General features: G+C 60.8%; 21 protein-coding genes. 9 read left to right on the top strand and 12 right to left on the bottom strand.

Features of this window, described 5'->3' with window-relative positions; translation table 11 throughout:
• The first annotated feature begins 29 nt into the window (after positions 1-29).
• The 5 genes from GNX18_RS16500 (at position 30) to GNX18_RS16480 (ending at position 7,165) form a co-directional block, all read left to right on the top strand.
• Complete coding sequence (locus GNX18_RS16500; RefSeq protein ID WP_240914052.1) at positions 30-878, top strand: NRDE family protein; 849 nt, start codon at positions 30-32, stop codon at positions 876-878.
• A 272-nt stretch (positions 879-1,150) separates the two neighbouring features.
• Positions 1,151-3,115, top strand: coding sequence for a murein L,D-transpeptidase (locus tag GNX18_RS16495; protein WP_166219479.1), 1,965 nt, complete (start codon positions 1,151-1,153; stop codon positions 3,113-3,115).
• A 227-nt stretch (positions 3,116-3,342) separates the two neighbouring features.
• The gene (locus GNX18_RS16490; protein WP_166219477.1) at positions 3,343-4,665 is read left to right on the top strand and encodes a murein L,D-transpeptidase; all 1,323 of its coding nucleotides are present in this window, start codon (positions 3,343-3,345) and stop codon (positions 4,663-4,665) included.
• A gap of 14 nt (positions 4,666-4,679) precedes the next feature.
• A complete protein-coding gene (locus tag GNX18_RS16485; protein WP_240914051.1) occupies positions 4,680-6,161 on the top strand; it encodes a murein L,D-transpeptidase in 1,482 nt (493 codons plus the stop codon).
• 470 nt (positions 6,162-6,631) lie between these two features.
• On the top strand, positions 6,632-7,165 hold the full coding sequence (locus GNX18_RS16480) for a DUF882 domain-containing protein (protein WP_138235707.1): 534 nt from the start codon (positions 6,632-6,634) through the stop codon (positions 7,163-7,165).
• Between the two features lie 72 nt (positions 7,166-7,237).
• Here the strand turns inward: GNX18_RS16480 and GNX18_RS16475 are convergent, their stop codons facing one another.
• Both GNX18_RS16475 and GNX18_RS16470 read right to left on the bottom strand, forming a co-directional pair.
• Positions 7,238-8,452 carry an imelysin family protein gene (locus tag GNX18_RS16475; protein WP_240914050.1) on the bottom strand — a complete coding sequence of 405 codons (1,215 nt, stop codon included), beginning with the start codon at positions 8,450-8,452 and terminating at the stop codon, positions 7,238-7,240.
• A 76-nt stretch (positions 8,453-8,528) separates the two neighbouring features.
• A complete protein-coding gene (locus GNX18_RS16470; RefSeq protein ID WP_166219475.1) occupies positions 8,529-9,221 on the bottom strand; it encodes an HAD family phosphatase in 693 nt (230 codons plus the stop codon).
• Positions 9,222-9,622: 401 nt separating this feature from the next.
• Here GNX18_RS16470 and rppH point away from each other — a divergent pair, with 401 nt between their 5' ends.
• Together rppH and ptsP are read left to right on the top strand one after the other, a co-directional pair.
• A complete protein-coding gene (rppH, locus tag GNX18_RS16465; RefSeq protein WP_205828181.1) occupies positions 9,623-10,126 on the top strand; it encodes an RNA pyrophosphohydrolase in 504 nt (167 codons plus the stop codon).
• A gap of 102 nt (positions 10,127-10,228) precedes the next feature.
• Positions 10,229-12,508, top strand: coding sequence for a phosphoenolpyruvate--protein phosphotransferase (gene ptsP, locus GNX18_RS16460; protein ID WP_166219473.1), 2,280 nt, complete (start codon positions 10,229-10,231; stop codon positions 12,506-12,508).
• Between the two features lie 161 nt (positions 12,509-12,669).
• On the opposite strand, the gene gcvH is transcribed toward ptsP, so the two are convergent.
• Positions 12,670-13,059, bottom strand: a complete 390-nt coding sequence (gene gcvH / locus GNX18_RS16455) for a glycine cleavage system protein GcvH (protein ID WP_138235712.1) — start codon at positions 13,057-13,059, stop codon at positions 12,670-12,672.
• A gap of 91 nt (positions 13,060-13,150) precedes the next feature.
• Complete coding sequence (gene gcvT / locus GNX18_RS16450) at positions 13,151-14,239, bottom strand: glycine cleavage system aminomethyltransferase GcvT (protein WP_166219471.1); 1,089 nt, start codon at positions 14,237-14,239, stop codon at positions 13,151-13,153.
• A 281-nt stretch (positions 14,240-14,520) separates the two neighbouring features.
• On the opposite strand from gcvT, the gene GNX18_RS16445 reads away from it, so the two are divergent.
• On the top strand, positions 14,521-16,302 hold the full coding sequence (locus tag GNX18_RS16445; protein ID WP_166219469.1) for an SLC13 family permease: 1,782 nt from the start codon (positions 14,521-14,523) through the stop codon (positions 16,300-16,302).
• A gap of 97 nt (positions 16,303-16,399) precedes the next feature.
• The gene (locus GNX18_RS16440; protein WP_240914049.1) at positions 16,400-17,110 is read left to right on the top strand and encodes a 2OG-Fe(II) oxygenase; all 711 of its coding nucleotides are present in this window, start codon (positions 16,400-16,402) and stop codon (positions 17,108-17,110) included.
• Positions 17,111-18,657: 1,547 nt separating this feature from the next.
• On the opposite strand, the gene GNX18_RS16435 is transcribed toward GNX18_RS16440, so the two are convergent.
• The 8 genes from GNX18_RS16435 to GNX18_RS16400 form a co-directional block, all read right to left on the bottom strand.
• On the bottom strand, positions 18,658-18,801 hold the full coding sequence (locus tag GNX18_RS16435; RefSeq protein ID WP_166219467.1) for a hypothetical protein: 144 nt from the start codon (positions 18,799-18,801) through the stop codon (positions 18,658-18,660).
• Entirely contained in the window at positions 18,791-19,012 is a 222-nt protein-coding gene (locus GNX18_RS16430) for a hypothetical protein (protein WP_166219465.1), read from the bottom strand. Before GNX18_RS16430 ends, GNX18_RS16435 begins: the two co-directional genes overlap by 11 nt.
• On the bottom strand, positions 19,009-19,548 hold the full coding sequence (locus tag GNX18_RS16425; protein WP_166219463.1) for a hypothetical protein: 540 nt from the start codon (positions 19,546-19,548) through the stop codon (positions 19,009-19,011). The genes GNX18_RS16430 and GNX18_RS16425 overlap by 4 nt, the downstream gene beginning before the upstream one ends.
• Positions 19,549-19,935: 387 nt before the next feature.
• Complete coding sequence (locus tag GNX18_RS16420) at positions 19,936-20,502, bottom strand: CBS domain-containing protein (RefSeq protein WP_166219461.1); 567 nt, start codon at positions 20,500-20,502, stop codon at positions 19,936-19,938.
• Positions 20,503-20,672: 170 nt separating this feature from the next.
• Positions 20,673-20,960 carry a hypothetical protein gene (locus tag GNX18_RS16415; RefSeq protein ID WP_166219459.1) on the bottom strand — a complete coding sequence of 96 codons (288 nt, stop codon included), beginning with the start codon at positions 20,958-20,960 and terminating at the stop codon, positions 20,673-20,675.
• 173 nt (positions 20,961-21,133) lie between these two features.
• Positions 21,134-22,354 (bottom strand): hemolysin family protein, encoded by a 1,221-nt coding sequence (locus GNX18_RS16410; protein ID WP_166219457.1) that lies wholly within the window; start codon positions 22,352-22,354, stop codon positions 21,134-21,136.
• 6 nt (positions 22,355-22,360) lie between these two features.
• Complete coding sequence (locus GNX18_RS16405; RefSeq protein ID WP_166219455.1) at positions 22,361-23,407, bottom strand: rhomboid family intramembrane serine protease; 1,047 nt, start codon at positions 23,405-23,407, stop codon at positions 22,361-22,363.
• A 130-nt stretch (positions 23,408-23,537) separates the two neighbouring features.
• Positions 23,538-24,773: a UbiH/UbiF/VisC/COQ6 family ubiquinone biosynthesis hydroxylase gene (locus tag GNX18_RS16400; RefSeq protein ID WP_240914048.1), complete on the bottom strand. Its 1,236-nt coding sequence runs from the start codon at positions 24,771-24,773 to the stop codon at positions 23,538-23,540.
• Between the last annotated feature and the right edge of the window lie 39 nt (positions 24,774-24,812).

Raw genomic sequence — 24,812 nt, 5'->3', positions numbered from 1 at the left:
GCGTTATTATGGCACTGACAAAATGACGAATGCGAGCTGACATGTGCCTGCTGTTGATTGCCTACCGCCAGCACCCCCGCTATCCACTGCTGTTGCTGGCCAATCGGGATGAGTTTTACCGCCGCCCCACCGCGCCCGCACAACCGTGGGAAGATGGCAACGTCGTCGCCGGTCGGGACCTGGAGGCGGGCGGTACCTGGCTGGGTATCGCCCCCGGCGGCCGAGTGGCGGCGGTGACCAACATGCGCGAGCCAGGAGCGCCGGAACCCGCCGATCTGCTGTCCCGCGGTGAAATCCCCATAGGGTTTCTCACCGGCAATACCAATCCCACCAGTTACGCACACGCCCTGCCCGGCGCGCGCTACCGGGGCTTCAACGCCCTGCTGTTCGACCCGCGGGCGGAGCCGCCGCTGGTGTGCGCCGGCAACCGCCACCACCCGTTTGCCATGACACCGGGCCTCCACGGCATCTCCAACGGCGCGCCGGACGATCCCTGGCCCAAAGTCACGCGCGGCTGCAACGCACTGGCGGCGCTGGTACAGAACCTCCCCGAAACTCTGGACAGTGAGAACTTTGCCGCACCAGCGCTCGCCCTGCTCGCTGACACCAAACGCGCACCGCCGTCACAACTGCCGGAAACCGGCGTGAGCGCCGCGATGGAGTCCGCGCTCTCTTCCATCTTCGTGCGCATCACCGCGCAGGAACTTGCCCGCGACCGTCCGTCGATGGTCGACGGCTACGGCACCCGCGCCAGCACGCTGGTAGCCGTAGACAGCGACGGAGGAGTGCAACTGTGGGAGCAGGGCTTTGCCGACGGACTGGTCAGCGGTGCGCTGCGACACTTTTACCTCCCCTCTGCACGCTCTACATCTCCCTAAGGTGAAATGAAGTTGGCGCCAAGCAAATTCCGTATTTGTTGCCATACTTATTTTCACAGGCACGCGGATGTTGAGAAACGCGCAATGCGCACTCGAATTCCGCCTACATAAAAGGAAGGTCGCGCGGGATGCTCGGCTTAGGTGCGCCGTCGGCGGTGAGCAGTCATCGCCGGGGCTTCGGGAGAGGTGCACCGAAGGTTGGGAAGGTATGAACGATCGGGCCCCCGGCTTCCGCACTGTAATCCGGCGCCCTGCAGTATCGCTGAGGTACCATGTCATATTTCATTCCAGAGCGACGCAAACGCAAATCGCCACTGCCGGCCATCTTTCTCGGCGGACTGTGCGCTTTCGCGCTTTATTACGCCTTTAATGCCAATCAGCAAACGGTACCGGTGCTGCCGGAAAATGCCGTGCGCCCGCATCTGGTGAACTGGCTGGAAGACAATCCGGATGCATGGCCCGCCCAGGACCCGATCTTCAACCCGGTGGCAGTGCGCCGCATCTACCGTCGCACCGACTACCGGCTGCTGTGGTTCGACAACTACAACCTGAGCGATACCGCCAACGACCTGCTCAAGCAGCTCACGGCATCCAGCTCCGGCAACCCGAGTAGCATGGTGGACTATCGCTACCACCTGGGCTATTTCGACCGCACCCTGCGCGATACGCCGCAGCGCCTGCAGATGGCCGCGGTGCTGGATGTGCTGCTCACCGATGCGTTCATTTCCTATGCTCAGGATACCCAGCTGGACAAGCTCAGACCGGATGGGCGAAAAAACCAGCCGCGACTGCGCGGCCGCGACATCACTCCGGTGAACCTCACCGACGGCGGCTTCCAGATGGCCAGCGCCCGCAGTGATGCCGCGGAGGAAATTCTTTACGCCGCCAACGACACCGGGCGCCAGTATTTCCGCGGCTATAACCGCGAAAACCGCAGCGCACAGACCATCGACCGCTCCCGCTACGTCACCCAGGGCGGCAGTTACAGCCGCGGTTCCAGCTACAGCTCCAGTTACGGCGGCGGCAGCTATGCTCCGCGCTATTCCACACGCGCCTATCCGCAGAGCTATCCGCGGGTGATGCCGAGATTCCGCAACCTGCAGGATGAGGGCACAGGTCTCGCTCCCGCCCACGGCGAGGGCATGCTGATCGAGGAGAACACCCCCTTTGGCAGCGACGCCCAGGCCCTGCGCGAACAGTTGGCGCGCTATCGCGATATGGCCGCAACCGGCCAGTGGCGGCCTCTGCCCGCGGGGCCGGCGATGACCCTCGGTGCCAAACACGCCAATGTCGTGCACCTGCGCAACATGCTGGCCCTGTATGGCGACTATCCGAGCTACGGCTACGGCGCCGACTTCAGCAGCAACAAGTTCGACCAGCGGCTGCACGAGGCGGTGGTGCGCTTCCAGATCCGCCACGGTCTCAAACCCGACGGGATCGTGGGCAAGCAGACCCGGGAGCGCATGAACATGTCGCCCTCCGCGCGCGCCCACATCATCGAGACCAATATCCGCCGCCGCGAAAAACTGCCGGCGGACCTCGGCAGCCGCTTCATTCAGGTGAATGTGCCCGGCTACACCCTCAACTACGTGGAACATGACCGGATCAAGCTGTCGATGAACGTGGTGGTGGGCAAGAAGGTGCACCAGACCCCGGAGATCAACACCCGCGTCGCACGCGTGGTGTTCAACCCCACCTGGACAGTGCCCCGCAGTATCCTCGTGAACGAAATACTGCCCAAGGCCCGCGCCAATCCCCACGGCATGGAAAACATGGGTTACCGGGTGGTAAATGGCAGCGGCGACTATCTGCCGCTCACCTCCCAGAACCTCAAGTCTGCGGCGGCCGGCGGTTTCCTGATGCGCCAGAAGGGCGGCGAGCAGAATATCCTCGGCCGGGTCAAGTTCGAGATCCCGAACTCGGATGACATCTATCTGCACGACACCCGCGCCAAGAGCCTGTTCGGACTCACCGACCGCGACTACAGCCACGGCTGTGTGCGCCTGGCCAAACCGCGCCAGCTGGCCGAAATACTGCTGCGGGACGAACCGGGCGACTGGAGCCGCTACCGCATTGAGCAACTGACCACCGGCGACGAGACCACCGAGGTGAAAATGAGCCAGAACGTGAAGGTCTACATCACCTACTGGACCGCCTGGGTCGATGGCCAGGGCCGGATGCACTTCCGCCCGGACATCTACGGCAAGGACGGGCTCGCCGCCAACCAGTTCAACTGATCCCCTCAACCCCACTTCTCTCACTGCCCACCACACTGCCGGGTGGAGGAAACACCCGGCAGTTATTCCGAAAGGACCCGAAGTCCCCTCTGCGAATACCCCAATCGTATTTGGCGCCAATCCGGTCACAAGTTACCAATTAGGAACACAGTTTCCGCCCAGCGCGCGCTGTGAATCTCGGTTTCTGTGTATTTCGGTTCGAGCAATTGGTAGTTCAGGGGTCAGAGATGGGAAACAAGTTGGGTCTTCCACTGGGTTTCAGCGCCGCCGTGATACTGACGTTCACCGCGGAAACACTGGCCAACCAGTCATCCGGCGCAGAGGCCACCACATCGCCGCCGACCGCCAGAAGCACTGACGCTCCCGACAATGCTTACAGCCCCTTTACGCCCTATGGACGGCAGTATGCACTGATGCGGGAAGAGTTGGCCCGCTATCGCGCCCTCAGCCAAGGGGACCAGTGGCAACCACTGCCCGACGGGCAGACCCTCGCCCCCGGTGTGCGCGACGCCCGCGTCAAAGTACTGCGCGGGCTGCTGATGCAGTACGGCGACCTCCCTCTGAACGGAGACATGGCGGATGCCGCGCACACGCCTGGTAGTCAAAGGGACAACGCCCCCGCAGAGCTCTACGATCACAGCGTGCGCCAGGCAGTGGAACGCTTCCAGCGCCGCCACGGGCTGCGCGCCGATGGCATCGTCGACCGCTCGACCCGCGAGCACCTGAACACACCGCCGGCGCATCGACTCACCACACTTGCCGCGAATCTGCAGCGCTGGCAGAAAATGCCCAAAGATCTCGGCTCCCGCTACATTCTGGTGAATATCCCCGAGTACACGCTGCGCCTGGTGGATGGCGAGCAGGAGCAGTACCGCATGCGTGTGGTGGTGGGCAAAGCCAAGCACCCGACGCCACAACTCAGCACCCGCATGACCCAGGTGGTGTTCAACCCCACCTGGACCGTGCCGCGCAATATCGCCGTGCGCGAGCTGTTGCCAAAGGGCACCGCCAATCTCAGTGCAGGCGGCTACCGGCTGGTCAACAACCGCGGCAAATCGGTGCCCTTCAGCGGCGGCAACCTGCGCGCCCTGCGCCTCGGCAGCGTGGCGCTGCAACAGCGCGGGGGCGAGGGCAATGCACTCGGGCGCTTCAAGTTCGTCATCCCCAACCAGCAGGCCATCTTCCTGCACGACACCCAGAAAAAGGAACTGTTCGGGCGCAGCCAGCGCGCTTTCAGCCACGGCTGCGTGCGTCTGGAAAAGCCCCAGGAATTGGCACAGATCATTCTCGCCAGCCATACCGCCAAGCCGCACAAGTGGAACGGCGAACGCCTGACCCGCTATACCAGTGGCACCCGCACCCGCGCGGTTACCCTCGAGCAGCCCATCCCCGTGCATATCGCCTACTGGACCGCGTGGGTGGATCAAGAGGGAATGCTGAATTTCCGCCCGGACATCTATGGTCGCGACCGAGTGGAAGATGAGGCCGCGGAAGAAGACAGTGCCGCTGTACGCGCTGACGGCGAAGATCCACGCGCCGCCGACGAGTGAGAAACGGGGGTCCCATGCGCCATAAAAACTGCACCACAGAGCCCATCCCGCTGCACATCCGTGCCCGCCATCTCTCCCTGATGGTCGCGCTCGGTTGCTGCGCGCTACTGCCCATGGCGGAGATTGCCCGGGGCGAGACACTGCCGACCGAGGCCACCACCAGCGCAGCCCCAGAAACCGGCCCCACCGGAGCCGGCAAAGAGGCGGGCCTCGCGGCCCATGCCAGTGAGATCGTGAACGACCCGGATATTGCGGTAAATGCGGAAATTGACGTCGACCGCACGGAATCCTCCAGCAGCGGCCAGGAATCCGAAGAGCGTGAAAATGACAGCGACCGCCGGGACACGCCCCCCGGGGAATCCGCCCCGTCCGGCGAGCGCACACCCGCCGCGACGAACAACGGCCAGCCTCTGGACCGGCACCCGGACAAAGACAGCGCCATTGACTTTGCCACTGCGGGCAATGCCCTGCGCGCACAGGCCGCGCGCTACCGCGCACTGACCAGCCACTGGCAGGCCATAACCCCCGGCGCACCGCTGAAACCCGGCGATCGCGGCCCGCGAGTCGCACAGTTGCGCAAACTGCTGCAGCAATACGGTGACTACACCGGACAACCCGGCCCGCTGACCGCAGGTGGTGTCGACCGCCAGCGTTTCGACGCGAGCCTGCAGCTGGCGGTTGAGTCCTACCAGCGCCGCCACGGTATGGAAGTCACCGGCCGGGTGGACAGATCCACACTGAAAGAACTGGCAAAGCCGCCACAGGAGCTGGCGCGCCTGCTGGAACTGAACGCCGAGCGCTGGGACCAGCTGCCGGCCGCCCCCGGTAACCGCTACATTCTGGTAAATGTGCCCGACTACCAGCTGCAACTGGTCGACCGCCGCAAGGTGGTGCTGAGTATGAAAACCGTGGTGGGAAAAAGCAGCAAGCGCACCCCGGAGATGACCACCCGGGTTGTATCGGTGGTATTCAACCCCACCTGGACCGTGCCCCGCAGCATCCTGCTCACGGACCTTTTACCCAAAGCGCGCAACAACCCCGAGGCCATGCACAAACGGGGCTACCGGGTGGTGAAATACGGCACCAATACCACCACCCCGATCAGCGAGGAGAGTATCGAGAGCGCCGCCAGCGGCAAGGCCACCCTGCGCCAGATCTCGGGTCCCGGTAACACCCTCGGGCGGGTAAAGTTTGTGATTCCCAACAAACAGGCGATCTTCCTGCACGATACCCAGGCGCAGAGCCTGTTCGAGCACCGTCACCGCGCCTTCAGCCACGGCTGCATCCGCCTGCAGCAACCGGAGGAACTGGCCTACGCGCTGCTGACCGCACAGGGTTGGGACCGCACCCAGGTCGCCCAGGCCGCCACCGGGGATGAATCTCTCACTATCAAGGTAGAAAATCCGCCGAGACTGTTCATCACCTACCTGACCGCCTGGGTGGATGCGCTGGGGCGCGTGCAGTTCCGACCCGACATCTACCATCGGGACCAGTAACCATCGCGCCGGTTTCCGTAGTGGAACGCCAACGGCGGCATCCGGATCTCACCGATTTGAGTATATTGTCCACCCCGGCATGCAAACCGGCTGCGCCACCTGCAGCACTTACCTAGCGCCACCAAAGCCAGGGAATCCAAGGCTCCGAAGCCGTTCCCCAGGCAGATATCCCACCCTCCGGAAAAGCTGAATCTTCGGTCGCAAAAAAATAAAGTTCCAACTATGACAACGTTGTCACCAGGTTTCCGGGTAATTTCCTACCAGAACAGGCAAAAAAAATTCACCGCCGTTAGCGTGCTAGAAAAAAATATCAAGGCTGTTTTTCGATCAATACGTCATTAGCTCTGCCTGGTTTGTAACCAAAGATTATTTTTTGTACAGTGCTGTCATACCGAGTTGGCACAGGAAGCAACTCACGATTCAGAGGATTGAAAGACACACTCACTACAGACCAAAGGCGGTAACAGGGTATGAAAGAACTTTCCAGACGCAGGTTTTTGGCAGTTTCTGCAGCTACCGCGGCGGCGGTTTCGGCCGGCCCCGCGCTGGCAAAAGTTGGCACGTCGCGCAACCTCAAAATGCGCAATCTGCATACAGGTGAACGCCTGAATGCCGCCTACTGGGCGGGGGGCGACTACGACAGCAGCGGCCTCAAGCAGTTCAACCGGCTGCTGCGGGACCACCGCGCCAACGAAGTGACGCGCATGGACCCGAAGCTGTTCGACATTGTCTACAAACTGAAAGAAAAGTTGAACTTCAACGGTGAGATCGAAATCATCTCCGGCTACCGTTCGCCGAAGACCAACGCCAAGCTGCGCGCAGCGGGCCGCGGCGTGGCGCGCCGCAGCTACCACACTCGCGGTATGGCGCTCGACATCCGCATGCCGGGTGTCTCGCTGGCCAAGCTGCGCCAGGCGGCACTGGACCTCAAGGCAGGTGGTGTCGGCTACTACCCGAAGAGCAACTTTGTGCACGTAGACACTGGCCCGGTTCGCCGCTGGTAATCAGCGACAACCGCCAGAAACGAAAAAACCCAGGTTCCCCTGGGTTTTTTTATGCCGGCGTGGGGTGCCGCGTTACTCCGCTGGCGCCTGCAGGCTAACCGGAGTGATGTCCTCTTCCCGCGCCGGTACCCGGGTATCACCGGAGATCAGCCCAATCAGAACGTCGATCTGCTGACGGCTGCGCTGCAATTCCGCAGGAGCGGCAAGTTCGATCGGGTCCTCCATTTTCAGCAGCCGCTCTTCAAGCTCGCCAAAGGTCTGCGCCAGGGCGGCAGTCTGGCGCTGGTCCAGCAGCAATTCCGCGAGACCACTGCCACTCTCCGGCAGCCAACAGGCCTGCAGGTTGCGCAGCATCGCCAGCAGCGCCTGTTTGGAATCCGCGGCGAGCGGGCTTTCTACATCGCTTTCGGAGCTTTCCGGAATTCGCGGCAACACCTCATTGCGCAGCATGTCCAGATGCGCCGAGCGAATCCACTGCACCCGCGCCACCGGCACCTGCGCCAGGTAGCGCTGCGACAGGTCGTTGGCCGTCAGCGGCCAGCGGGCGGCGAGCGCGGCGAGGTCCTCGCTGATTCCCTCGGCAATAAGACGAGTGAGCTCGCGGCGGCGGTTGGCGGCCTGGGCCTCCGGCTGTTCACCGCCGCTGGCAGCCACAAACTGCTCCGCACTGCGCTCGCTGGTGGGCCCCCAGAGCATGACCTCCAACGCGTGGAACCCGGTACTGGCCTCCTCGTGTGCAGTGAGGCGGTGCTGCTTGCGCAGGTTGGCCAGCGTCAGCTCGATCGCCGTGTCATTGACGATCCCACTGTTGGAATAGCCCGGCACGGTATCCAGATACCCGGCCTGCACGGGCCAACTGTTCAGGGCCAGCAGCAATTCGCTGCCCTCGTGCTGCAGGTCCGCCGGGGAAAAAGCCACCTTGATAAACGGCAGTGCCGCGGCCAACTCGCGGTGGGCGTCAAGCCACGCCAGCTTCGCCGCCTCCAGGTGATCCTCCGTCGGCGACGCCAACAGCTGGGTCACCGCGCGGGTGAGCGCCTGGGCCGCCGCCTCGGCGTCGATCACCTGCGCCTGCCCGGCGCTCCAGTACTCGGTGGAAAAACCCTCGGCCGCGGCTTGATCAATCACCGCGGCGGGCGCTGCCGGCGCACTCTGCTCCGCGCCGGTTTCGACCTTCTGGCGCTCGCAACCCGCGGCGAACAACAACCCACACACGGCCAGTGCCAGTGCGGTGCGGGGAAATAAGACAGCGTGGAAAAAATGATGCTTGTGTACTGCGCTTTTCACGTGTTGTCCCGAATTCCTGAACATTGAATGACTGTGCTTCAAAGCGTCCGGCAATTGCCCTGTAGCAGCCGCCCGCTCAAAGATCCAATGCGCTGACGAAAGCGTCGATATCGCCACGCAGACTGATCACCTGCCAGCCGCGACTCAAGGCTTCATCGCGCAGCCGCGCGTCGGGGTCCACCGCTACCGGGTGTTCCACCTGAGACAACAGTGGCAGGTCATTGATGGAGTCGCTGTAAAACCATTTTTCACCGCGGGCGTACTGCGGGTTCTGCTCCAGCCACTGCTGCAAGCGCACCACCTTGCCCTCCTGGAAACAGGGATGCCCCGCCACCTGTCCGGTGAAGCGGCCGTCCACTTCCTCGGGCTCCGTGGCGAGCAGGGTGTCGACGCCGAGCCGCGCGGCGATGGGTTCCACCACGAAACGGTTGGTGGCGGTGATGACCATGATGTGGTGACCGGCGTCGCGGTGGTTCTGGATCAGGGTCTCGGCGTGGGGCAGCCAGATCTCGCTGATCACCTCCTGCATGAATTCCCGCTGCAGGCTCTGCAGCTGACCGCGGGACAACTGCGCCAGCGGCTCCAGGGCAAATGTCAGATAGGCGAAAATATCCAGGTCACCGCTCTGGTAGTCGCGGAAGAAGCGGTCGTTTTCACTGCGGAAACGCTCGCCGTCCACGCAGTCGCGAGCCACCAGGAACTCCCCCCAGGCGTGGTCGCTATCGCCACCGATCAGGGTGTTGTCCAGATCAAAAATCGCCAGCTGCACAAAAATCTCCTTAGTTGACTATAGGGCACACAGGGCATTTCTGACGCCCGATCTTGCCATTTCCGCGCGGTGTGACCGGCTGGCGCGGAAAAGTGCCCAAGGCGGGAGATTTTACCCCGACGCCGCCGGGCTTACACCGACTGGCGTCACTGAATTGCCGTAATTCAGTCCCTGTGGAACAATGCAGAACATTATGGTGTGCGGGGCAACCAAAGCCTTGGCAATCCGCACCACGAAAATTTGAGGACGGCATTTTGGGCGACGGCAAGCAGACATCCGCCGGGCGAAAGAACCGCCGCAGACCCGCCAGAGCCTCCGCGCAACAGGACAATTCCGGCGGCAAACCAGCCCGCAGGCCGGGCGCGGAGACCGCTGGTACCAATTCAGACAGCAGCAACAATATCGACAGCGAGGGCTTTCGTCCCAATGTCGGCATCATTGTTCTGAACGAGCGCGGACAGGCTCTCTGGGCGCGCAGGGTCGGCGGCAAAGACGCATGGCAATTCCCCCAGGGGGGCATCAATCCCGGTGAGACAGCGGAACAGGCGCTGTATCGCGAACTGTACGAGGAAATCGGGCTGACCCGCAGCCAGGTCACGTTGCTCGGCAGTACCCGCGGCTGGTTGCGCTACCGGCTTCCGCAGCGGCTGGTGCGCAAGCGCTCAGAGCCGCTGTGCATCGGTCAGAAGCAGAAATGGTTTCTGCTGCAGCTGGCCGCCGATGAAAGCAACATCAGTTTCAATAATGGTTACAAACCGGAATTTGATCACTGGCGATGGGTGAGTTACTGGCACCCGTTGACCAAAGTGGTGACCTTCAAGCGGGAGGTCTACCGGCGCGCGCTCACCGAGCTGGCGCCCACGCAAATACAATTGGAAAGACGCTGGCTGAATCGCACCCAGTAACCTCGTGACACCCGGCCGGCGCCGGGTATCGCAGGCGGGCATCGGCCCAGCGGGGCTCCGCACACGGCGCGGAGTCGGATAACGACGGCGAGGAAAGCCACTTTGCTTGGATCACTGCGCAGTATCGTTCAGGAAGTCAACACCGCACGGGACCTGCCGTCGGTGCTGGACATCATTGTCCGGCGGGTGCGGGAGGTCATGCACACCAAAGTGTGCTCGGTGTACCTGCGCGACAAACAATCCGGCAACTATGTACTGATGGCTACCGAGGGCCTCAACCAGGACGCGGTGGGCCAGGTGCACCTGGCCCCTGGCGAAGGCCTTGTCGGTAACGTCGCCACCCGCGAGGAGCCGATCAACCTCGAACAGGCCGAAGCCCACCCCGCCTACCAGTATTTCCCCGCCACCGGCGAAGAGCGCTTTTCCTCCTTTCTCGGCACCCCCATCATTCACCACCGCGTGGTACTCGGTGTGCTTGTGGTACAACAGGCGGAGCGGCGCCGCTTCGACGAGGGCGAAGAGGCCTTTCTCGTCACCCTCTCCGCCCAGCTCGCCGGGGTTATCGCCCACGCCGAGGCCACCGGTGCCCTGGCCACCATGGGCCAGCAGCGCAACGAAACCAAATTCAGCGGCCTCGCCGCCTCCCCTGGCGTCGCCATCGGCCGCGCTCACATCATCGCCCCGCAGGCAAACCTGGCCACCGTACCCTATGCCTGCACCATGGATATCGATGCCGAACTGGCATTGTTCCACCAGGCCCTGGGCGCGGCGCGCAGCGAAATCCGCGATGTGGGCGATCGCCTCAAAAACGATTTGAACAAGGAAGAGCGCGCGCTGTTCGATGCCTACATCAGCATGCTCGACGACAGCTCCATCGCCGTCGAAGTGTGCGAGCGCATCCGCCAGCAACTCACCGCCAGCCGCGCCTGGGCGGAAGTGATGCTGGAGCATGTGCGCCGCTTCGAGGCCATGTCTGACTCCTACTTCCGCGACCGCGCTGCCGATGTGCGCGATCTCGGCGCGCGGGTGCTGATGCACCTGCGCCAGCAACAACAGAGCCAGCGCGACTACCCGGAAAACACCATCCTGATCGGCGAGGAATTAACCGCTTCGGTGCTGGCCGAAGTGCCGCGGGAAAAGCTCGCCGGGCTGATCTCGGTCAAGGGTTCCGCCAACAGCCACGTGGCGATTATCGCCCGCGCCATGGGCGTGCCCGCGGTGATGGGCGCCCAGGAGCTGCCCTGGGAGCAGGTGGACGGTGTGGACCTGGTGTTGGATGGCTACCGCGGCGAGCTGTACATCCACCCCGGGCCGGAGCTGAAGCGCCGCTACGACGCCATTGTCGAGGAGGAGCGCGAGCTTGCGCGCAATCTGGACCACTTGGCCAAGCTTCCCGGCGAGACCGCCGACGGCCATCGCGTGCGCCTGTGGGTGAACACCGGACTGATGGCGGATGTGGTGCGTTCGCTTGAGCGCGGCGCCGAGGGTGTCGGCCTCTACCGCACCGAAGTCCCCTTCCTGTTGCGCGATCGCTTCCCCTCCGAAGAGGAGCAGCGCGAAATCTACCGCGAACAGCTGCAGGCCTTCGCCCCGCGCCCGGTCACCATGCGCACCCTGGATATCGGCGGCGACAAGGCGCTGAGCTATTTCCCCATCGAGGAAACCAACCCATTCCTCGGCTGGCGCGGTATCCGTGTGACCCTGGACCACCCGGAAATCTTCCTGGGCCAAGTGCGCGCGATGATGAAAGCCAGCGTCGGCCTCGACAACCTGCGCATCATGCTGCCGATGATCAGCGGTGTGGGCGAACTGGAAGCCGCACGCAAACTGGTGGACCGCGCCTACGACGAATTGCTGGACGAGGGTTACCAGATCCAGCGACCTCCGCTCGGCATCATGGTGGAAGTGCCGTCGGCGGTGTACCAGGCGCGAGAGCTGGCCAAGCGCGTGGACTTCATGTCGGTGGGAAGCAACGACCTGACCCAGTACCTGCTGGCGGTAGACCGCAACAACAGCCGTGTCGCCAGTATCTATCACAGTTTCCACCCGGCGGTGCTGCAAGCGCTGCTGCAGGTGGTGACCGCGGGCCACGAGACCAGTACCAAAGTGGGTATCTGCGGCGAACTCGCTGGCGACCCGGGTGGTGCCCTGCTGCTGGTGGCGATGGGCTACGACGTGCTTTCCATGAACGCCACCAACCTGCCGCGGGTAAAAGCTGCATTGCGGGAAGTGAACAAATCGGAATTGGACCGGTTGCTGCAGCAGGTGCTGCTGATGGAGTCGCCGGAGCAGATCGAGGAGAAATTGCGGGGCTATCTGCAGGACCTGGGGATCGGCGGGCTTGTGCAACCGCAACAGACTGAGGTCAGTTCCGGATCATAGCGTTCAAACCACTGAGCTAGACGCGAAGGGCAAGTGCCGGCTTGGGCATTTCGAAATGCCCAAGCCGGTGCTTGTCCGCCACTCAATTCAAACTCCGCATAGTTCATACCAACAAAAACGCCGGGCATTGCCCGGCGTTTTTGCATCTGCTCAGAGGAAAATCAGTCCTCTTCGCTCTCCGCTTTATACGCGTCAGCGTCCAGCAGCTTGTCCAGCTCGCTCTCGTCGCTCGGCTTGATGCGGAAGAACCAGCCGTCGTCGTAGGGGCTGGAATTCACGGTTTCCGGCGCATCGGCCAGTTCCTCGTTCACCGCAATCACTTCACCGGAAATCGGTGAGTAGATATCGCTGGCGGCTTTTACGGATTCCACCACACCGGCCTCTTCACCGGCAGACAGGACCTGACCCACTTCCGGGGTTTCCACGTACACCACATCACCCAGCGCATCCTGGGCGTGGTCGCTGATACCGACGGTGACGGTGCCATCTTCTTCCAGACGCGCCCACTCGTGGCTGGAGGCGTATTTCAGTTCGCTGCGAATCTCGCTCATGGGCTCTTCCCTCAAAATTGGCTTAAAAATTAAGCTGCTAAACAGTGTATTCGGTATTCATTGCGGCGAGCGGCCGCGCCGCTCACCAGACTCACACCAGCGATTTGCCGTTGCGCACAAAGCTCGGCTTCACCACCCGCACCGGAACCAGTTTGTTGCGGATTTCCACCTGCGCCGTGTCACCAACACTCACCGGCACACGGGCCATGGCTATGGAGTAACCCAGGGTGGGGGAGAATGTGCCGCTGGTGATGATACCGCGGCTTTCAGCGCCGTCTACCACTACCTGCTGTCCGGCGCGCAGAACACCGCGGTCTTCCAGCACCAGACCGACCAGCTTGTTGGCAACACCCGCCGCTTTTTCCTGCTCCAGCGCTTCGCGGCCGATGAACTTGCGCTCCGCCGGCTCCCAGGCGATGGTCCACGCCATATTCGCCTCCAGCGGCGAGGTGTCGTCGTCCATCTCGTGGCCGTACAGATTCATGCCCGCTTCCAGACGCAGGGTGTCGCGCGCGCCGAGGCCGCAGGGAGCCACACCCACATCCGCCAGTGCCAGCCAGAAACCGGGGGCATCTTCGTTGTTGAGCATGATTTCAAGGCCGTCTTCACCGGTGTAGCCGGTGCGCGCCACAAACCAGTCGCCGCGGGCGACACTGCTGAAGACTTTCAGCCCGTCGATGGCAGCGGTCCAATCGATGCCGAGCACCTGCTTGACTTTGTCGATGGCCTGCGGCCCCTGAATAGCAACCATTGCGAGATGCGGGCGCTCGGTGAGGGTGACGTCAAAATTGCCCGCCTGCGCGTTCATCCACGCAAGATCTTTCTCGCGGGTGGCGCAGTTCACCACCACTCGGTAACCGGGATCGCGCAGGTACACAATCAGGTCGTCCACCACGCCGCCTTTTTCATTCAGCATGCCGGTATACAGCGCCTTGCCGGGATTGCCGTCGAGCTTGGCGACGTCGTTCGCCACCAGGGTGCGCAAGTAGTCGCGCGCACCGGCGCCATCCACATCGACCACGGTCATGTGGGAAACGTCGAACATGCCCGCATCTTTGCGCACCTTGTGGTGCTCTTCCAGTTGTGAACCGTAGTGCAGCGGCATGTCCCAGCCGCCGAAATCCACCATTTTGCCGCCCATGGCGACGTGGGTATCGTAAAGCGCGGTTTTATTTCCCATTCTGTGCTGAATCCCGTGTGGTGAAATCAAAGTGGCGGCCTGGGTCCGGCCTGCCGGCAAAGCGGCGTATTCTACCGGCCGCACAACCACGGAAGCCAGACGCCAAACCTCTGCAAAGCCTAGCAGCCGCAGTGAAAAATATTACCCACCGCCCGCGACTGGCAGCACAGCAGGCCCTTGGTCGGCGCCAGGCTATATAAATATGCGAAAAAAGAACTTTTGGTACTAAGGCGATTGCAGTAGCTTTAGCCGTCAATCGTTTCGGACAAATACACGCTGCTATGGACTGGTCTGGCTGGTTTTCCCTGTTTCTCGTTTTCGCCGTACTGGCCACGCTGATTTTCACCCGTATCCCGGCCTATCTGGTGATGATGGCCGCGCTCACGTTGCTGAGCGTCAGCGGCATCCTCACTCCGGAGGAGGCCCTTTCCGGTTTCGGTAACAGCGGGTTGATCACCGTTGCCGCGATGTTTGTGGTGGCCACCGGCATTCACGCGTCCGGCGGCATCGACATGCTGGTCAGACACCTGCTGGGGCGGCCCAAAACCATCCGCGGCGCCATGCTACGCGTGTTTGCGCCGGTGGTGGCGCTGTCCGGCTATCTCAACAACACCCCGGTGGTAGCCACCATGATCCCGGCGCTGAACGCCTGGGCCAAGCGCATCGACATTGCCCCCTCCAAACTGATGATCCCGCTCAGCTACGGCGCGATTCTCGGCGGCACCCTTACCCTGATCGGCACCAGCACCAATCTCGTGGTCAACGGCCAGTACCAGGCCATCACCGGCAATGAGGGGTTCTCGCTGTTCTCCATCGCCGCGGTGGGTTTGCCGGCGGCGCTGATCGGCGTGGCGTTCATGCTGGTTTTTTTCCCCCGCTGGCTGCCGGACCGACGCGAGAAAAAGCCCTTCGGCAATCTGCGGGAGTTCACCCTGGAAGTAGCGGTGGACAGCAGCGGCCCCCTGGTCGGCCAGACAGTGGAAGACGCGGGCCTGCGGGGCCTGCGCCGGGTCTACCTGGTGGAAATCGAGCGCGGTGATCGCGCGATTGCGCCGGTCCGCTCGGACGAAAAACTGCGCGGTGGCGATCGCCTGGTCTTCGCCGGCGATACCGAGGCCATTTCCGATCTGCTGCGCATGCGCGGTATCGTGCCCTCGGATCATGACGATGGCGAGGCCACGCTCAAAGCATCCACGGAAGAGCGCCGCCTGGTGGAAGTGGTCGTCTCGCCCCATTGCGATGTTATCGGCAGCAGTATCCGCGACGCCCAGTTCCGCAAGCGCTACGGCGCCGCGGTCCTGGCGGTGGCGCGGGAAGGCCGGCGAGTGCCCGGCAACCTCGGCAGCATAAAGTTGAAGGCGGGCGACTCACTGCTGCTGGAAGCCCGCCCGGGTTTCGTGTTGCGCCAGCGCTACAGCAAGGACTTCCTGCTGATCAACGATCTGGAAGCTGAGAGCCCGCGTCACGAAAAAGGCCTCACCGCCTGGCTGATTCTCATTGCCATCGTGCTCGCCGCCGGTACGGGTGTGATCAGTATGCTGAACGCCTCGCTGCTCGGCGCCGGCGCCATGCTGATTGCCCGCTGCTGCTCGGTGAACCAGGCGCAGAAAAGCCTCGACCTGCCGGTACTGATCACCATTGCCGCCTCTTTTGCGCTGGGCGTCGCACTGCAGAAAACCGGTGTCGCCGGCGCGATCGCGGAAACGGTCATTTCCCTGTCCCAGGGCTATCCGTGGCTGATGCTGATTCTGGTGTACCTGTGTGTTTCCACATTGACAGAAATGGTCACCAACAACGCTGCCGCCATCATCATGGTGCCCATTGTGCTGCAGATGACCGGCAGTGCCGGACTGAATCCGGAGCCCTTTATGTTCGCGATCATGATGGGTGCGTCCGCAAGCTTCGCCACACCGCTGGGTTACCAGACCAACCTGATGGTGTACGGCCCCGGCGGTTACCAGTTCTCGGACTATCTCAAAGTGGGCCTGCCCATGAACCTACTGGTGGGCGCGGTGACCATCACCATCCTGCTCACCGGCTGGGATCTGACCGCGGCGAAATAATCCGGGCCTGGGTATTTTTGCTGGCGCGGCGGGGGAACCGGCTGTATAAATAGCGACCGATTCAACCCGCCGCCCTGGCGCACCCCGGAATACCCGTTTGAACGCCGTACCCTCTGTACCTTCTGCCATTGCCGACGCAGCCCTGTCACCTGTGGACGAAACCTGGCGCCGCGGACCCGACGACGAAGACCCGCTGGATCGCATCGCCAGCGCCTTGCGTGAAACCGGGTATATCGTTCTGCCCGCGCCTCTTCCCCCGGCGCTGCTCGGTTCGCTACTGCGGCATTTCCGTTCCATCGACCGCGCGCGCTTTCAAAGCGCCGGTGTCGGTCGCGATCAGGAGCACCAGCTGAACCAGTTTGTGCGCACCGATGAGATTTTCTGGCTGGATAAGTCCAACCCGGCGGTGGCGGCCTACCTGAACTGGGCGGAGACATTGCGCCTGGGCCTGAACCGCCGGCTGTTCCTCGGTCTGTTCGATTACGAGTGCCACTACGCGCGCTACGACCGCGGCAGCTACTACAAAAAGCATATGGATGCCTTCAAGGGCGGCACCAATCGCATCGTCAGCACGGTGCTGTACCTGACGCCGAACTGGCAGCCGCAGGATGGCGGCGAGTTGCAGATCTATGCTCCGGAGAGCGATACGGTGATCGAGAAGGTGGCACCGAGGTTCGGGCAGATGGTGATCTTCCTCTCGGAAGAATTCCCCCACGAAGTACTGACCAGCAACCGGCCGCGCTACAGCGTTACCGGCTGGTTCCGGGTGAACAACAGTCTCGGCGAGACCATTGATCCTGCCCGCTGATGAGGGGCTACGAGTTGGTTGAGTGGCGGCACTGCTGCCGGGACAACCTTGTGAGACACGCCGTAAATCACCCTGTAACCGTTGATATTACAGGATTTTTCACTGGCGATTTTCACGGGTAGGCCGCCCGTAGGCCAGCCATCCGACATTGGCCCCCTCTGGTTGACCTATATGCCAGATGGGGCCTACTAACGGTATGTCGTGCGCCTTCCGAGTTGGGGGGCACCCTTTGGCTGATCTATATGCCAACTTAATAGCAATCAGCTTCTGGTGCGGGCGAAGTCGCACCATGCCGATAATACAATCCGACATGGTGCTTCCTTGATTAGCTAATTTGCACTACAACGATAATTAAAGATCCGTTCATGTACATCTTAGCTAGTGATGTGATGCAAATTGCACCTAGCAGATACCAACTTTTGCCCAATCGAGCAATACGGTCTTGGTTCAAATAGTGACCCCCGGCTATTAAGCCGCAAGCCAAGTCATCTTGACACCTGCCGAACCCATGGGGCACAGTTGCATTGCTACATGAAGTGCGCCGGACTTCGGTCTGGCCCCCATACATATTGGGTGTGACTTGATCACCCGTGTGGGGATGAAAAGGCTCGAATGGCTGGTACCCGTTCGGGCCTTTTCTTTTTTCGGGGTCCGAGCTGTACAAAAAGTAGTTTGAATAAAATTTTCACTTTATCCACACACCTTTTCAGACTTAATCGTCTTTCCCGTCCATATTCGACAAGGTAATGCGATTGGGATGCTAATTCAAGATGGGTAACTACTGAATAACCTGTGGGTAATTTGTGGGCAGACTGTGCCGTGTTGTTTGTCCCTAGTCTGCGACGTCCGTAGTTGCTAAGCGGGTATAAAAAACGATCAGGAACGTTGACTACTGGTTTTTTTAAGAAAATTTTTAGCGCCAACAATTACTGTTCGCGAATTCGCTTTATCTTCGTCTTTTTATTGCCCTGAAGGCGCCCCGGGAAAAAGCCCTGCCCACCCAATGGCTTTTACCTTTCCTGCAAGGATTGGTGCCTACCAAGTAGTCGTAGTTGTCGGTTGTTCGTGCCGCACATAAAAAACCGCCCCGTGGGCGGCTTTCTGTGATACCAGCGCTGGGTTACTCAGTTTCCAGTGCTTGCTGAATCTTGGTGGCATACTCGGCCAGCCTATCGAACTCGGCATCTCGGTGAAGCCTTCTGAGACACTCTACAGCGACGGCTTGGAATGCTGGCACCCTGACAATACCAGCCGGTTTGGTGTGGCCTGTAGGCCCGGAGAAAAGCCCCAAGTTCTGGCCCCGGAGCCACCGCCAGCACCCCAGCCGCCGGAACAGGTATACGGCCATTTCAGGGGTGAGATTTGCGGTCCGTTCTGCCAGATCAACAGAGCATGGCTTACCGGAAAATTGGATGATCCTCGCCAGCGTGGACAGGGCGGATTGCCGAGAAAGCAGCGCCCTGATGAAAGTTCACCACCAGCCAGGATAATGGGCGGTGCCACCATTGGAAGATAGGGGCTCTAACAAGCCCCCGATATTTATTGGCTTAATGTGGATGCTTTGTTTTTTTTATTTCCGCAAGCGCCTTGATCACAGCTTGATTGGCTTTTGCTAAAGCATTTTTGGGGTCTGCCTCCTCCGGCAGAACAGTAAATTGTTTTTCCCTGTCCGTTAACGGCTTATCGTTCATCGTCGCAATCCTCCTCTAGGTCAACAATCATTTTCCCATTTTTGTCAGTTTTTCCAGAGGCCAACCCCTTGGGCTCTTTAATTTTATCCCGGCTTGCTTCCAGCTCCTGAGCCAGCTTTTTCAATCCAGCTTTAGCTCGCTCCTCTTTGGATAGATGCCCGAGTTTTTCTTTGTGCGCAGAATCAAAATCTTTAACTTTTTTATCCCTCATACAATCCTCCGAATACAGCTATTACTTTTCGGATCATACCTGAAGCCTTTTTGTTCGTAATAATCGCGAACATCATTATTTATTGGGTTCAAGATTTTAACATGTGTGGCACCCAGTAAAGTTGCGTAGGCGTAAAGGGCAAGATATGTCAAATCCAAATGCGGCTCATTGGCTTCAGGTGACTTTTCTATATAATCCAGTCTCAGCCCCGTTGCCTGATATGTTGGCCGCCCCATCGCAAAGCCGATCAACCGATCACCCTTCCATGTTGCGCATTCAAAACGCTTGGGATAGTTGAGCTTCCAGCTTTGCCATGAAGTTGGCCAATCCCAATCAACCCTTCTGTCGGGATGATTCTGCCAGCGTTGAAAGGCGGTATATGAGGCATGATCAACAAGCGCGAGTCTGGTATCAGGGACTCTTAACGCTTGATTGGCCATCTGTATAGATTGCCGGCGTAGTTGGGCATACCTACGCTCCAAATCATCACGCATCCTTAGCTTATAGGCCGTCAACTCCATTTCTCCTTTTGCCATGGCGTAGAACACAATAGAGGGTAATATCCACGTAAACTATGTGATTATCATTGATTGGTTCCATCTATCATACCGGCAGACGAGAAGCAGCGGCCCAACCCTGGCGCATAGTCCCACCCAATATCACCCCAGACGCGAATCCCAACCGGAAAAGAGCTAGAATCTGCCAGAAGCGGCCTTACTTGGCGTATTGATCCACCAAGTAGGCCAAATGTCGAATGCGTGGCCTACCGGGCGGCCTACCCGCGAAAAATGCTAGTGAAAAATCCTGTAATATCAACGGTTACAGAGTGATTTACGGCGTCTCTCACAAGGTTGCACCCGGCAGCAGCACCTCCACCTAATTTTCTACAACGTTTTCTTTTTCGAAACCTAAATTCACTTCATTTAATGAACCGCCGCCACCGCGCGCAGCAGTTCGGCGAAATTCTCCGGCCGGTCGATGGCGAACTCCAGCTGCAAACGCGCGGCCACATCTTCCGAGCTGATTACGCCACGCACATGGTGATTGTCCACGTCCACCACCAGACAGTGGTGTAAACCACTGCGGCGCATGGTTTCCAGCACATCGCGGATCGACGCGCTGCGCAGCTGCTGGTAGCTCAGCTGCTGCAGGCGATTGCGACGGCGCATCAGGTCGCCCACGGTCAAATCGCCGCGATTGTGCCCCGCCGCCACACACTGCATGACGCGCTGGTAGGAAACATCATCGGCGGTGAGCAGGCCGATAAAATCCCCGCGGTGATCCATCACCAGCACCCAGGAAAGATGCCCGGTGCGCAGTACTTGCGCGGCGTCCAGAGCAGACATGGAAGCGGTCAGCACCGCCGGGTGATGCTTCTTGAAATCGGTAACGAATTTGAGCGCCGGGGAATCCAGCGTGAGCTCGTGAAATTCTTCCGGGAAAACCAGTTTGTCCGCATCTTCCAGCGGAATCAGATCCAGTTTTTTCATGACAACAATTCTCTTCGGTTTTTCGGGCGCAAACTGCCGCTGAGGGGAGAAAGCGGAAACCCCACGCGTATGCGACCCAATGAGTCTGTCGGCGCCGGCGGCAAAGCGGAGAGCCTTCAGCGAACAAATACGCTGCCGACGCCGTTCGATAACATGTGTAAGAAAGAAAATTATTGGCGGGCGGGTGGACCGCGGATGGTGTGGGCGGCGCGAGCCGCGGAAGACGGAAAAGCGACGGGACTGGCAATGGGCTCGGCCAGCGCGCCCGGGACGACACGGGGTTGTGGCGGAGCCAGCGCGGCGGAGTCGGTCTCCTCCTGCTGTTGCTGGTTGCCACTGTGCAGCAAAACACGCACGACCTTGTCGGCGGAATCCAGCTGCACAGACTGCGACTCCGCGCGACCTTCGGCGCAGAGCAGCATGGATTGCAGCAGTATCAGCAGGATTCCAAAGCGCACGTTACATGCTCACTAAAAATTCGTTGTGACAGGTTGTTTGTTATCCGCCCGCAGACGTGTTTTTTCAAGGGGCTTGCGGTGAACCGTTGTTTTTTTCACTTCAGCGCAAGATGAACGCCGTGGGCAGCGCACAACTGCCACGGCAACTGAGACCCGATATCAGCACCAAGGTTCTAACTTTTTTCCGCTTTGTTCGCAGACTTTTTTGATGGGGATGCGTCTGCTCCCTGCTGTGAGGAATTCTGTTCCCCGTACAGTTTGTCGGCCTGCTGTACATGCCGGCGCATTTCTTCCTGCAGTTTTTCCTGCGGCTCGGGGCCTTCCTGCTCGCGCTGGGCCGCTTCGTCGACCCGCAGTCCATGGCGCTTGGCGCGCAGACGCCACAGGCGTTTGGCCAGTTCCTGGCGGTCGGGGGTTTTATCCGCCTCGTCCACAATTTCTTCCCCCAGCAGGGTCTCGAGTATGTCTTCGAGCGCCAACAGCCCCTCTAGGCCACCGTATTCGTCCACCACGGCGGCGATTTGTACCCGTCGCGCGAGCATCTTGTGGAATGCCTGGTAGATCGCCGCCGTCTCCGGCAGCATCAGCAGGTCCCGGCGCAACTCGCGCAATTGACCATCCCGTTCGCCGCGGCAAAAGGCCTGCAACAGGTCCTGCTTCAGTACAAACCCCACCACCAGATCCGGGTCGTCGTGTTCGTAGACGGGGATGCGGGAAAAGCGGCTGTTTTCCACCGCCTCATAGGCATCAGCAACCGTGATGTCCTGAGACAGGGAAAACACCACAGTGCGCGGCGTCATCACTTCGCGCACCGTATGATCCCGCAGAGTGAAAAACAGGTTGCGCAGAATACTGGACTCCTGGCGATCGAGCTGTCCCTCCGCCTCGCCCAGTTCCGCCATCACGGCAAATTCCTCGCGGCTGAAACCGGTCAGTGTGTGCCCCGACGACAACCCCCGGGTGAGCCATTCCGACAACCACACAAAGGGTTTCAGCACCAGCACCATATAACGCAGGCAGTAACCGGTGGCCGGGGCCAGCTTCCGCCAGTACATAGCACCGAGAGTTTTGGGAATGATCTCGGAAAACACCAGGATCAACAGCGTCAGGATCGCCGAGGCAATGCCCAGATACTCATTGCCAAATACCGTCGCGGCCTGGGCGCCGGCACCGGCGGCACCCACGGTATGGGCCACGGTGTTGAGGGTGAGAATGGCGGCAAGCGGCGCATTGATATCGTCTTTCAACCGGCGCAGCAGGCGCCCGGATTTGTGCCCCTCCCGCTCCAGCAGAGTGATGTAGGGTCGGGTCACGCTCAGGATGACCGACTCGGCGATAGAGCAGAGAAAGGAAAACCCCAATGCGACGAGTACATAAATAATCAGTAGCAACATGATGAATCAGAATATCTTGTGTGTAGGTCCGGTACCCACCGCTTCGGCGACGTTTCCGGAAAAATAGCGCCGCCCACCACCAGCAACGCAGAACAACAGGCCGAGTATCAACCCCACGGCAAAACCGCCGATATGCGCGGCATTGGCGATGCCGCCGGCGATGAAATAGTCCACCACTCCCAGCATACACACCAGCAACCACACCACCGCCAGCCAAATGAGAGAGGCCGGCACATCGCGCCATTGAGGCTGCCAGCGCTGTATCACCAGGGCGGCGCCAACCAGTGCGTACACCACGCCGGACATACCGCCGAACAACGTCTGCGGCGACCACAGGTACTGTGCGAGATTCGACACCGGCGCACTGAGCAACACCAGCAACGCAAACCACCCGCTGCCGGCACGGGCCTCGAGAGAACGGCCGACAATCCAGATCCCGAGACTGTTGAACAGCGCGTGCGGCAGCGAAAAATGAATGATGGCCGGTGTCCACAAGCGCCAGAATTCCCCCCGGGAAAGATGCCACGCCAGTGATGAACCGGACATATCGAAACCGCCGTCGCGCTGCGGGAAAATGACCAGAGCCTCAATCCAGCCCTGGCGCAGCAGCAGCCAGCCAATAAAACACAGGGCGATAAGCACCAGGCAGACCGGCGTCTGCCGCAGCGGCCACTGGGGAATCACGGTAAATGCGGCGGCGGGGCCCCGGCCGGCATCGGCAGAATCCGCGACATCGTCGGCGGTATCGCGGCCTTGTGGTTGATGTTCCCCGACGCCACTTTCCGCTGCGGAAGTCGCCGTTTCCTGGGCCGACGCTGCCGGATTTTCGTCGTATACATGCACAGTCAACTGCGACAGGTCCACCTGCCCCGCCTGCCAGCGCTCCAGCAACTGCTGCATCGGCTGCACCAGCTGTGGCGCCAGACTCGCCACGCGCTGGCGATTGTTCTCCTCGCTGATACGCAAAGGCAATTGGTGGCGCTGGATGAACGCCGCCAGTGCAGACAGATCCTGCTGCAGCGGAAATTCGCACACGGTAATCCAGTTACTCAAATCCGGGTCCTTTCAACAGAATGCAAAATCGGGTATCGGAAAAATATCGGACGGGGGACTGTACCAAACTAATCGACCAGATATGAAAAACGCGGCGGGGGCCGCGTTTTGTCTATCACCGGCTGCGCCATCACACCGACATGGCGCGCATAATAATGCGTTTTTTCAGCAGCGGGCTCGCGTCCACCACGCTAAGGCCGGTGTTGCGCAGCCAGCGCCAGTGCAGGTCGCCGGCACCGAACAGGGACTTGAACGTGCTCATGGCCTTGAGCGTGGCCGCATTTTCGCCGCGGCGACGGCGCTGGTAGCGCGACAATACCGACGCGTGGGCGGGAGAGATGTCGCGCTTGAGCGCGCGGCCGATCTCCTCCGCCAGCACCAGTGCGTCCATCAACCCCAGATTGACGCCCTGCCCCGCAAGCGGGTGAATACTGTGGGCGGCGTCGCCGATCAGCGCCGCGCCGGGGCCGAAGTAGGATTCCGCGTGGCGCGCGCGCAGCGCAAAGGAAAAACGCTCGCTGACGGATTCGATGGCGCCCAGGCGGCTTTCAAACGCCTTCTCCAGATTCAGTGCAAACGCCTTGTCGTCGAGCATGACGAGCTCGCGCGCGAGACTGTCATCCGCAGACCACACCACCGCGCAGTGGCGGTCGTCGCCGAGACCGGACAGCGGCAGAAACGCCAGCGGGCCAGTATCCAGAAAGCGCTGCCAGGCGGTGAACTGGTGCGACTGTTCGCACTTTGCCACGCACACCAGCGCGGTCTGCCGGTATTCCACGTCCCGGGTGCGGATGCGCAGCAGGTCGCGCACCCGCGAGCGGGCGCCGTCGGCACCGATGAGCAGGCGGGTGGTGAACACCGGCGATTGGGTGTCGAGCCCCTCCACCGCATCCCGATCCGGGCTGCGGGATTGCAGATGCCACAGGCCGCAGTCGCGCCACCAGCTCTCCAATTTGAAGCCCGTCACCATGTCCACATTGCTGAGCTCGCCGATGCGCGTGCGCAGGGCGGCGAGGATCACATTGTTCTCGACAATATGCCCGAGGTTCGGCAGTTTGACGTCGCGGCAGTCGAAGTACACCGAGCCGGTGCCTTCCGCGTCCCACACCCGCATCTGCGTATAAGGGCACTCGCGCTGGCCGGCAATCAACTGCCAGGCGCCGACTTCTTCCAACAGTGCCCGCGACGCCTCAGTGAGAGCCACTACGCGCGCGTCGTATGCGTCCGCGCTGACCTGCGGCTCCATCGTGGAGGACTCCAGCAGCGAAATCCGCAGCTGCGGGTGGCGCACGGCCAGCAGTGCCGCCTGCGCCATACCCACCATACCGCCACCGACGATGGTCACGTCCATTCGCTGTCTGTTCATAGGCAGAATTTCTCCGGGATGGATTTTTTGTAGAAGGTC

It is taken from the genome of Microbulbifer sp. SH-1 (assembly GCF_011326135.1).
GTDB lineage: Bacteria > Pseudomonadota > Gammaproteobacteria > Pseudomonadales > Cellvibrionaceae > Microbulbifer > Microbulbifer harenosus.
This window is presented reverse-complemented; position numbering and strand designations above follow the sequence as displayed.